Origin of the sequence: Microcoleus sp. B7-D4 (assembly GCF_036705125.1) — a bacterium.
Classification (GTDB): domain Bacteria; phylum Cyanobacteriota; class Cyanobacteriia; order Cyanobacteriales; family Microcoleaceae; genus Microcoleus.
On sequence record NZ_JAUBTT010000036.1, the window covers coordinates 61,431 to 72,034 of the forward strand.

The 10,604-nt window shown below is 46.0% G+C and carries 8 protein-coding genes; 5 read left to right on the plus strand and 3 right to left on the minus strand.

What is annotated here, in order from left to right:
• Complete coding sequence (locus QUB12_RS16255) at positions 1-1,074, minus strand: DUF3616 domain-containing protein (RefSeq protein WP_333307619.1); 1,074 nt, start codon at positions 1,072-1,074, stop codon at positions 1-3.
• A gap of 222 nt (positions 1,075-1,296) precedes the next feature.
• Between QUB12_RS16255 and QUB12_RS16260 the strand changes: the two genes are divergently transcribed.
• Both QUB12_RS16260 and QUB12_RS16265 read left to right on the plus strand, forming a co-directional pair.
• Positions 1,297-1,461 carry a hypothetical protein gene (locus tag QUB12_RS16260; RefSeq protein ID WP_333300638.1) on the plus strand — a complete coding sequence of 55 codons (165 nt, stop codon included), beginning with the start codon at positions 1,297-1,299 and terminating at the stop codon, positions 1,459-1,461.
• A gap of 251 nt (positions 1,462-1,712) precedes the next feature.
• Positions 1,713-2,816 (plus strand): site-2 protease family protein, encoded by a 1,104-nt coding sequence (locus QUB12_RS16265; RefSeq protein ID WP_333143621.1) that lies wholly within the window; start codon positions 1,713-1,715, stop codon positions 2,814-2,816.
• 575 nt (positions 2,817-3,391) lie between these two features.
• Here QUB12_RS16265 and QUB12_RS16270 read toward each other — a convergent pair.
• Together QUB12_RS16270 and QUB12_RS16275 are read right to left on the minus strand one after the other, a co-directional pair.
• Positions 3,392-7,060 carry a PAS domain S-box protein gene (locus QUB12_RS16270; protein ID WP_333148088.1) on the minus strand — a complete coding sequence of 1,223 codons (3,669 nt, stop codon included), beginning with the start codon at positions 7,058-7,060 and terminating at the stop codon, positions 3,392-3,394.
• 676 nt (positions 7,061-7,736) lie between these two features.
• A complete protein-coding gene (locus tag QUB12_RS16275) occupies positions 7,737-8,126 on the minus strand; it encodes an AbrB family transcriptional regulator (protein ID WP_333060228.1) in 390 nt (129 codons plus the stop codon).
• 265 nt (positions 8,127-8,391) lie between these two features.
• Between QUB12_RS16275 and QUB12_RS16280 the strand changes: the two genes are divergently transcribed.
• From QUB12_RS16280 to cbiB, 3 genes are all read left to right on the plus strand, one after another.
• Positions 8,392-8,835 (plus strand): Rrf2 family transcriptional regulator, encoded by a 444-nt coding sequence (locus tag QUB12_RS16280; protein ID WP_190656033.1) that lies wholly within the window; start codon positions 8,392-8,394, stop codon positions 8,833-8,835.
• 37 nt (positions 8,836-8,872) lie between these two features.
• A complete protein-coding gene (locus QUB12_RS16285; protein ID WP_333148091.1) occupies positions 8,873-9,274 on the plus strand; it encodes a GFA family protein in 402 nt (133 codons plus the stop codon).
• Between the two features lie 109 nt (positions 9,275-9,383).
• The gene (cbiB, locus tag QUB12_RS16290; protein WP_333148093.1) at positions 9,384-10,463 is read left to right on the plus strand and encodes an adenosylcobinamide-phosphate synthase CbiB; all 1,080 of its coding nucleotides are present in this window, start codon (positions 9,384-9,386) and stop codon (positions 10,461-10,463) included.
• Positions 10,464-10,604: the final 141 nt, after the last annotated feature.

Consider the following 10,604-nt stretch of genomic DNA (forward strand, 5'->3'; position numbering starts at 1 on the left):
TCACCCCAACCTAAAAACATCAGCAAGAATAGCATTTTTATCAACCATTCTCTCCGCATCCGGCGAATCGTAAACCACTAACAGCGAATTCTGCCCGTCCAAATATGGAAACAGGCTCAACCCCTCAGCATTGTCCGTATTAACCTTAAAAGGCAAGTCAAACAATACCTCCAAATCTCCCCCATCTTGCCCAGTAATACTGTCGCCCGATCGCCCTAAAATTCCCTTCAACCGAAAAACCCTCGTCGCCCCCGATAAAGTCATCGTCGGCCCGGCTAAAACAATCAAATCTTTTCCGTCCCAGCACAATTCTCGCACGCCCAAACCGTTCAAATCAACAAAATGTTTGTTGTACAATTTCCCTCCTTTCCCAATTTCCTTAAGCCTTAAAACTCCCGGTTCTGCCTCTTCAACTTCTATTTCTAAAATAATCGCCCAACCCCGCAGCACCGGCCCCCGCAAACCGAGCAAAATGCGATCGCCCCGCACCGCCAACCCCTCAATATCGAATCCATTTTCTTTACTCGGAATCGGCACAGATAAATACAAGCCGAGGTGGGTGTCATCTTTGAGCGCGTCTGTCAGCAAATTGCCTGTTTCTGTCCGCTGCAAGCATCCCACTGTCAGTTGAATTTCGGGATTGTCAGAATCGGGAATTGACTTGCACAAAACCCCGTCTTTTATAGGAATGCGCGCCAGTAAATAGCGGTTGACCTCTGTCACGATTTGTGCTAATCTTTCAATGTCTTTTTCGGGGTTTTTGCCTTTAGCTTTTTTGCGTTTGGTGCTGTGAGAACCGACCACCCAAAGATAATCTTTGCTGAAATCAATTCCTTCGATATCGATTTCGCATTTTCCAGGTAGATCGATAAAATCTGCGATCGCAAATCTTTGATGTTCTCCAAAAATATGAGGCGCGACAAGCGACAAACGCTCGATCGAAGTCGTTTCATCGGAACCCAGCCACAAATGGCCATCGGGAGTTAAAGCAACAGCGGATAAGTCTGTAATAATATCAGCGACTTCGCTGTTTAATTGCAGCATCAGCCGGCCGAGCAAAAAGGATTCTGGCATAATTATTAGGATCTAAACTATTCTTAGGGTAAGTCATTATAGTTAAACCTGCTTGAAACTCATAGGTTGCACCATTCTCAATCAGGCTTTTATGGGCAGGCTAGAAGCCCAACCCCTACTCCCCACAATAAAATTTAATTTTTGTGGAACAGGCATCTTGCCTGTTCATGACGGGCAGAATGCCCAACTCCTACTCCCCACAAGAAAAAAAATTCATCTGTTGTGGAACAGGCATCTTGCCTGTTGCTGACAATGGTGCAAAAAGAAAATCCATCTGTGGTGGAACAGGCATCTTGCCTGTTGCTGACAATGGTGCAAAAAGAAAATCCATCTGTGGTGGAACAGGCATCTTGCCTGTTCATGACAGAGGTGCAAGATTTGAGTTAAAACCGGCTGAAAATTAAAACAGAAAACTAAAACAGATATCCTCCTCAAGCCTCATAGCAAGAACTTCCGTTTTGAGATAAGGATTTTTAACCCCTAGCGGGCCAAACCGCAGTCGGCGGTAATTATTCAGCAAACCGAACCTCCACAGACGGATAACACCCTAATTGAAACATTAACATCGCCGTTACGTTTCGTTACGATAAGGAGACAGAGAGAAAAACCTCTCATTCGTAAAATCAGAGTTAGCCATTATGAACGGTACATTTCGCGTCGGCAACCTGTTTGGGATTCCCTTCTTTGTCAACGCATCTTGGTTTTTAGTTCTGGGTTTAGTAACCTGGCAGTACGGCGGCGCATTAGCTGCCCTGTTTCCCACATTAGGCCCCGTAGCGCCCTGGATGCTGGGATTATTCACAGCGTTACTGTTATTTGCTTCCGTCTTAGCCCACGAATTAGGACACAGTTGGGTAGCCATTAAACAGGGAATTGGCGTGAAATCGATTTCGCTATTTCTGTTTGGCGGACTGGCTAATTTAGAAAGAGAATCCAAAACCCCAGCCGAAGCATTTTGGGTAGCAATTGCAGGCCCGTTGGTTAGCTTATTTCTATCCGGTTTGTTAACAGCCATAGGCATCGGTGCTGGTCTCACAGGCCCCGCAGCCGCCATCGTCGGACTTTTAGCTTACATCAACTTAGTTTTAGCCTTATTTAACTTAATCCCCGGTTTGCCCCTCGACGGCGGCAACATCCTCAAAGCGATCGTCTGGAAAATTACTGGCAACCCTTACAAAGGTGTAATTTTTGCTAGCCGCGTCGGTCAAATAATTGGTTGGATTGCCATTGCTACAGGCATCTTTGGCAATATTTGGAATCTAGTAATCGGTTGGTTCTTACTGCAAAATGCCGGTCAATCTGCCCAATATGCCACAGTCCAAAATAAACTAGCAGGTTTGACCGCCGCAGATGCTGTTACCCCCGAAAGTCCGATCGTCTCCCAAGACTTGTCCCTCAGAGAATTTGCCAACAACTACGTTATCGGTAGCGCCCATACCTGGCGCCGGTTCCTGGCAACAGATGATGCCGGACAATTGGTAGGGGCGATCGACCTTGACGACCTCAAAACCATTCCTACTGGACGCTGGCCCGAAGTTTTAGTGAAAGAACTCCTGAAGCCGATCGAATTTTCCACCACCGTCAAACCGGAATTATCCCTCCTCGAAGTCGTCACCCTTCTGGAACAACTCAAAGTACAAGAACTCCCCGTCATTCGCGAAAACGGTGTCCTCGTCGGACTTGTAGAAAAAGCTGAAATTGCCCGCCTGCTACAAAAACGAGCCGAAGCGAACCCTGCTTGATATCCTCAGATACTTGACAAATAATAGTTAACCCCCTCGATTGCCCCTTATCAAAAGCGCGATCGGGGGGGTTAACTCTAGCTTCAAAAAAGTTAAGTCCAACACAAATAGTCCGGGACGAAACTGTCACAATATTTAAATATTTTTTGAGGTATGTTCTTGAGTCCAGGACTGACTAAGGATCGCGAATTAAATAACTTACAAATTTAATTGTTATTGTGGGATGGGCGTCCCGCCCGTCTTTTTTGGACGGGCGGGACGCCCATCCCACTTTCAAGAGTGGAAGTTATTTAATTCTCATTCCTAAATTATTACCTGCAAATCAACAATAATAATTATTATATAGCCTTTCTAAACTTTCGTGAGGTACGCGGGCGAGCAATTCCATATCTATTGCCAATAGCCCGCAGATATAGAAATGATCTGCGTTAATCTGTGTTCATCTGCCTTAATCTGCGGTTTGGTTTGTCTATCCATCAAAAATTTAGGCACTCTTGTCTACTGATTACCTGACAATTCTCAACCGTACCGCACTGTTACTGAGAAAGGCTGTATAAGTTAATCTTCGGCGCAACCTACAGCTCAATTTCAGCAATCAAATCTAGTATTTTTTGATAATCAAAATTATATAGATGATTCATCAGAACTTCCGCAAAAACATCATTATCGATACCGATTTCCTCAATACTTCTGGCAATCAAGTCGAAGTCAGCCTCACGGACGGCCTGTTTTAGATTGCTCGTCCATTCTGAGGAAACTTTCGGCTTGGAGTCCAGCGTAAATATTGCAGCACTATCAGATATTTTTTCTTGTACCATACTTGAAATCGGCGATAAATCATTGACTTGAACATATTTATTGATCGCTTCACCAGCACCCGCTGCGCTAACAACTTGAATGTCAAATTTGAAGACTGTGCCGTGTCCCACTTCGCTCTCGACAGTAATGTCGCCCCCCATTAATCTTATGAACTCGCGGCTGATGTTTAATCCTAAACCCGTACCTGTTTGAACTTTTTTTTCTGATGAAGTTTGCACCAATAATTCAAATATGCTTTCTAATTGTTCCGGCAAAATGCCAACTCCTGTATCGGCTATTTCAAACCCAATAAAAACTATTTCTTGATGTTCTGCAACATTTAAAAAATCGTTTTTTGTAGGGTTAATTATTCGGAATTTATTTTGCCCAACTGTGACTGAAACTGAACCATTTTTGGGGGTAAATTTAACCGCATTATCTAAGAGATTAATCAACACTTGTCGCAACTTAACCTCATCACTTTGCACGTATTGGGGGACATCGGAAGAGCAGTCAATAATTACTTGCAATCCTTTATTTTTCGCCGCAATTTGAAACATATTCTGCACGTCCCCCAGCAAGCGGTACAAGTCAAAGATTTTGGGGTTGAGTGTCATGCGCCCAGCTTCAATTTTAGATAAGTCTAAGACTTGATTGATCAGTTGGAGCAGGTGTTCTCCGCTGCGGCGAATAATTTGGATATTTTCTTTTTCCGCCAAAGTTAAATTAGCGCTGGGTTCCATTAATTGAGCGAAGCCGAGAATGGCGTTGAGGGGGGTTCGCAATTCGTGGCTCATGTTGGCGAGAAAGAGGCTTTTAGTTTTGTTGGCAGCTTCTGCGGCTTCTTTGGCTTGTTGGAGTTCTTGTTCTGCTTGTTTGCGATCGCTCGTATCAATAATTATGCCGTGCCAGACAATATCTCCATTTTCGCGCAATTCTGGTCGAGAATAACCTTGCAGCCATTTGAGTTTTCCCGATGCTGTCACAATCCGCCACTCGTGGGAAAATAGTTCTAGATCAGTGGCACTTTTGACAATTGCCTCGAAGTGACTGGATCGATCGTCCGGGTGCATTTGTTCGTAGAGTAAAGCAGAGTTGTTCTGGATTTCCTCCGGCTCTAATTCTTGAATTTCTCGGCACAGAGGACTGATATATTCCATCTTGACTGAGCCGTCGGGATGCTGCACGAAGATGTAAAGTTCTCCGGGAACAGTGTTCGCTAATTTGTGAAACAGAGCTTCGCTTTTTTGCAAGGCTAATTCTGCTTGTTTGCGATCGCCAATATCAATCCCAAATCCAAACAAGAAATCCAGGCGGCCACCTTCGTCTAGCACCGGTGTGCCGTGCCACTCGACTAACAAAGTCCGATCGTCCGAAGTGAGAATGCGATGTTCGTTAACCGTTTGCTCCCGCGCTGTTACGCCCGTAAAAATTGAATGTAATCCGGCTCGATCGCTTGGGGGTACAAATGTAGCTAAGTAATCTTTGCCTGCAACTTCTGTGGCAGTATAGCCCACCGCTTCCAGCATACTGTTATTCGCCAGCAGGATTTTACCCTCAGAGTCGATCGCCACAAAAAAAATCGGAGAATTTTCGATAATCTTTAAATTAAAGTCGCGCTCTTGACGGATAATTTTTTCAGCTTGCTGGCGCTCCTCAATTTCGAGCTGCAAGCGGGCATTGATCGAGGCTAGCTCCCTCGTGCGATCGACTACTTCAATTTCGAGGGTACGGTTGTAGTCAGCCAATATTTGCTCTGCGTGTTTGCGAGCCGTAATATCTTTAAAAACAGTAATAACATAAAGGATATTCCCCGCACCATCAAACACCGGCAGCGCTCGCACTTCCAAACGAATATTTTTTCCGTCTCGGCGAATATCCATATCTTCAGCAATCACCTCCAAGCCACTCAACGCCCGCACAAACGGCATTTGCTCGACCGGGTAAAGTTGATTAGTGCCTGCTATATAAATTTGATAAGCTTGTGGTAGCTCTGCTGCGGTGGCATCGGGCATTTCTCCCCTGCCTAATATTTGCTCTCCAGCCGAATTCATGAAAATAACTGCGCCGCCCGGATTGATCGTCGAGACTCCAACGGGCAAATTTTCTACCAGTTGGGCAAATTTTTCTTCACTTTCTGCCAAAGCTTGAAAAGACTGTTTCAGTTGATCTGCCATCTCATTGAAAGACTGCGCTAATTCCCCAACTTCATCAAGCCTGCTGACAGCAACAGCGCGATCGAACTTTCTGGCGGCAATATCTTTAGCTGCTTCATTGAGCCGCAGCAGCGGCAGCGTTACCCACCTCGCTGTCAGCACTCCAGCAATTGTCGATAGCAGCAGCGCCCCCCAACAAAGTAAAATTGTAGTGCGCGTATTTTTGTTAATTTGCCCCATGAAATCGGATTCGGGAACTGCGATCGCAATCAGCCAGTTCAAACCGTAAACATCAGAAAACGGCAGCACTTCCACAAAATATGCCTGCCCGTCTCGGCTAAATTGCAGTTGCTGCCGCTGCTTAATGTCGCCAAAGCCCCCGAAGTGTTCGTACAAATACTCGGCTGCGGTGCGAATGACAGGAGTTTGGCTGTCTAAAACATTCAGCCGCTGCAGTTGCTGCTTTCCCGACATCTTTCTAAAGGGTGATTCTTGACTTGAACTGGCAACCAGCAAGCCCGATCGTTCGATCGCGAAAATTTGTCCCGTTTTGCTAAGCTTGATGCGATGGAGATATTGCTGAAGATCCGAGAGCGAAAAGTCTACGGCACTAACTCCCAGCAATTTACCATTTCGATCGCGAATTGGTTGGCTAGCAGCAATAAAAACAGTCCCAGGAGTAAAACCCGGATAAATGCTCGTCCAAATCGGTTTATTAGCTGCGACAGCTTCTTTGTACCAGGGGCGGAGACGGGCATCGTAGATTCCGGGTTCTGCCTTTAATTTATCGGTGCGAGTGCCGTTGCCGTCGGTAGCGTAGTAAATGCTGTGAAAGTTGGTAGACTTGTTCGCCGCGACAATTTGCAAGCTGTTATCCGTGGGGTTGCGCCAAATTCCGAGATATTCCCCTGATTTTTCAGCACCGAAGGATATCCATTGAATGGTTTTAAAAGATCGCATTTGTTGCCAGAGGAACTTCTCTCCCCGAGGCTGCGGCTTTTCTAACTGTAAGTTTAATTCACCGCGCTCGATCGCTTCAGCGTTAAGTTTATTTACCCACTGGGTAGGTTCGAGAAAAGAAATCAGCTTTTCTTCCACTCTCTTTCCCGTCTCCGCGATCAATTTCTCGGCGAGCTCTTCGACTGCTCTTTCTCCGTTGCGAAAGGACAGATACCCGACAATCGCAACTGCTGCGACGATTTGCAGCACAAAAGAGGCCACTAGAAGGCGACGCAGGGAGATTTTTGTTTGGTGTTGAGAAGTTTTGCTCGCGAATCGGGGCAACGGCATAGGCTGATGACTAATTGCTCCCTAACACTTTAACTGTTCCAGCCTGTAATTTCACTTAGGGGCGATCGAGGTGTTTCCTTGCCATCAAAACCCCTCCCACCCAGACACAAATCAGGAGCAAGCACGAGACTTATACCATTTTAGATTTTAGATTTTAGATTTTAGATTAAATAATTGGGGATGGATGAGGAAGCTCGTGCTTTGGAGTTTGCCGACAGTTGCATTCTTTTTTTTAAACTCGTATTACGCACTCTTGGCCCAGAATACCTCCGCCATTTTCTTGCTTTGGTGAGTTTCCTAGCTCAACCAAACCTAATTCTTCCTTCAAACCTCTTCGGTTCATCAATTACATCCGTTAAATCCCGTACACTATTGGCTGCCGAACATCCATCCGTTACATCCGTTACATCCGGTACACAATCCGTTGCCGAACTTCTCTTTAACTGCTACGCGGAAGATCCCCCGCTTGTCCAAACGGATATAGCGAGGGGTCGAGAATAGGTATTCTCGGAAAATATAAAGTAGTGGCAGTGGCTTTTGTCGAGCCATTGCCATCTATAGAAGCCATAGTGTTTTAGGCTCACAGAAAGATTTCAGAGCCAATTCTCTGCTTGCAGTCAATGCTTGAAGTCAAACCAACCAGTTCAAGCAAGAAGTCAAAGCAAGTGGTAAAGGCCTAGGCTACTTCTTCTTCTCGATCGATTTGGCGCAGGTGAATGTGCTTGCGTCCCAGAGAGATTTCAAATTCATCTCCTGGCTGGAGTTCCATCTGTTTGGTGTAGGCCGCTCCAATCAGTAAGTTGCCGTTAGATTGAACGCTAATCCGATAGCTGGCAGAGCGTCCGCCGCGTCCATTGCCGTTTTGCTTCCCGTCTAGCTGAATGCCTTCTGCATCAATCAGCGCATTCAGGAATTTCATCATGTTAACCCGTTCTACGCCGTTCTTGGTAACGGTGTAGTAGCCACAGGCTCTAGCTTTTTCTTCCTTGGTAAGGTTCTCTAGGTCTTTGACCTTTTTGATCAGATCTTCGCCTTCAAGGGGTTCGATATTTTTCTTTTTAGCCATTTACTGAGTCCTGAAATATTCAACTGGTGTACGGATTTTTTCTCGGTTGGTTTTTGGTTTGACCAAGAAACTTTAGCTTTATAGCTGGTCGTAAAACTATATTACACCGATCGGCTCAATTGTTAACCACTATTATCTAAATATTTTTAACAACCTGCAGTCTTTCTTGAGGAGTAGCTGCAACCGGTGCGAGCAATCTCTAAACTCGGTAGCATAAGCTATCAGCTATCAGCTAGCTGAATATTTGCCCCGCTCTTAAAATCCCATGAAGTTAACCACACGCGGACACTACAGTGTCAAAGCATTACTGGATCTAAGTTTGCAACCTCGCTTTGGCCCGACATCGGTGAAATCGATAGCGAAGCGACAGGAGTTACCTGCTCCGTATCTAGAAAAATTGCTGATTGAAATGCGACGAGCCGGTTTAGTCCAATCTGTTCGGGGTGCCCAAGGAGGATATCAATTGGCCCGCCAGCCCGCTCAAATCTCTTTAGGACAAATCTTAGAGGCTGTAGGTGAAACTATTGAACCTTTACCTCGACATTTTCCCGACGCGACACAAGCAGAGGACTGGGTAACATTCAGTTTGTGGAACCGATTGCACAAAAAACTTGCCGAAGCGCTGTACAGTATTTCCCTCGAAGACTTATACTATGATGTCCGCAGTTGGCAAGCCGCTCTTGGGGAAGAAACTAGCTTTATCATTTAAATGGTAAGTTCATTCATTCGATCGCCAGCAAGCACACATGGACGCAACACTTGTTACCTACTTTGGCGGCTGTCACTGCGGTGCTGTCCGCTTCCGTGTCGCCGTTGACAAACACGAAGCATCTGATTGCAACTGCTCTATCTGTAAAAAGAAGGGATTTTTGCACCTCATTGTGCCGCCGGAACGTTTTACCTTGCTCAGTGGCGAAGATGTTTTGACCACCTATACATTTAATACAGGAACTGCTCAACATACTTTCTGCCGAATTTGCGGCATTCACTCGTTCTATCGCCCCCGATCGCATCCCGATCATTTCGATGTCAACGTCCGCTGTCTTGACGACTATGCCATCGAACACTTTCAGATCCTACCCTTTGACGGTGTTAATTGGGAGCAGAACGTACACTTGCTCCGCGACGAAAGTAATCTCAGCCGTTAAAATTGCAGCTCAAAAATCTTGCCTCCGCAAGGGTAGCAGTAGTTAAAACCTGCGCTACCATTGCGATCGCTCCTGCTCGGCCGGACTATCAAGTTTGACACAATATATAATGATGCCGGATGAATTTCCTGTTTTGATTTTAGCTGCGGTGTTGGATTATTCGATCGGCGATCCTTGGGGTTGGCCGCATCCCGTGCAGGCGATGGGTTGGGCGATCGACCGCTATACTCGATTTGTCTTTAATATATGGAATAATCCCGCAGGTAAAATGCCTGAAGCAGGTGCTAGTCCCGCTGGATCTCGGCACCAACTGTTGCTACGAGGTGCTGGTACAATACTAGCGATCGGACTGATTGTAGGCAGTTATACTGTCAGTTGGTCGATCGTCCAAGCTGCTAGTTGGGTACATCCTCTTTTAGGTATTGCCATACAGACCATTTTGCTCGCAAGCTGTTTTGCAGGTCGCAGTTTGAGGGCCGCAGCAGAGGATGTGCTAGCACCTTTAAATGTTGGAGATTTAGTCAAGGCGCGAGAAAGGTTGAGCCTTTACGTCGGCCGGGATACCGAAAACTTATCCGAGCCAGAAATTCTGCGAGCCGTGTTAGAAACTGTAACAGAGAATGCAGTCGATGGCGTGACAGCACCGCTATTTTATGCCTTACTTGGGTTCGCTCTGCCGCATCTATTATTAAGTGTTACCGATCGCCCGATCGATCCTAACTCGATGTGGGCGAGTGCGATCGTCCCCTTGGCGATCGCTTACAAAGCAGCCAGCACATTAGATTCTACCGTCGGCTACAAAGAAGCGCCATACACTGATTTAGGATGGTTTAGCGCCAAACTAGAAGACGTACTGACGTGGATTCCTTGCCGGCTAACAGTGATTACTTTAGCCGTTATATCTGGCAAACCGATTTACATTTGGCAAATTTGTCAGAGAGATGCTGTTAAAGATGCCAGTCCCAATTCCGGTTGGAGCGAGTGCGTTTACGCCGCCATCTTGGGAGTACAACTAGGAGGGACCAATTCCTATCGCGGAGTTCTCAAACACAAACCGCTGTTAGGCGAGTCGGTTCACCCGATCGCAGCGCCGCTAATTTGCCAAGCATTGCAATTAACTCGGTATTGCTTTCTGATTTGGTTGGGACTATCATTGCTTTTTTATACCTTATTATGTGTGAGTCGCTAACTGATGACCTCACCCGCACAGTCCAGGAGTAATCTCCAGGACGAGTTTTTCTTAGACATTTCCCGCCATAAGGCAGACAATTGATGTAGACTGAGATAATTCACTCAAAAAACCCAATATGTCCACATATGTACCACCAAG

Excerpts from the sequence above, each read along its gene's own strand:
- QUB12_RS16270 (WP_333148088.1), bottom strand. The coding sequence starts at position 7,060 with ATGCCGTTGCCCCGATTCGCGAGCAAAACTTCTCAACACCAAACAAAA.
- QUB12_RS16275 (WP_333060228.1), bottom strand. The coding sequence starts at position 8,126 with ATGGCTAAAAAGAAAAATATCGAACCCCTTGAAGGCGAAGATCTGATC.
- QUB12_RS16285 (WP_333148091.1), top strand. The coding sequence starts at position 8,873 with ATGGACGCAACACTTGTTACCTACTTTGGCGGCTGTCACTGCGGTGCT.
- QUB12_RS16265 (WP_333143621.1), top strand. The coding sequence starts at position 1,713 with ATGAACGGTACATTTCGCGTCGGCAACCTGTTTGGGATTCCCTTCTTT.
- QUB12_RS16255 (WP_333307619.1), bottom strand. The coding sequence starts at position 1,074 with ATGCCAGAATCCTTTTTGCTCGGCCGGCTGATGCTGCAATTAAACAGC.
- cbiB (WP_333148093.1), top strand. The coding sequence starts at position 9,384 with ATGATGCCGGATGAATTTCCTGTTTTGATTTTAGCTGCGGTGTTGGAT.
- QUB12_RS16280 (WP_190656033.1), top strand. The coding sequence starts at position 8,392 with ATGAAGTTAACCACACGCGGACACTACAGTGTCAAAGCATTACTGGAT.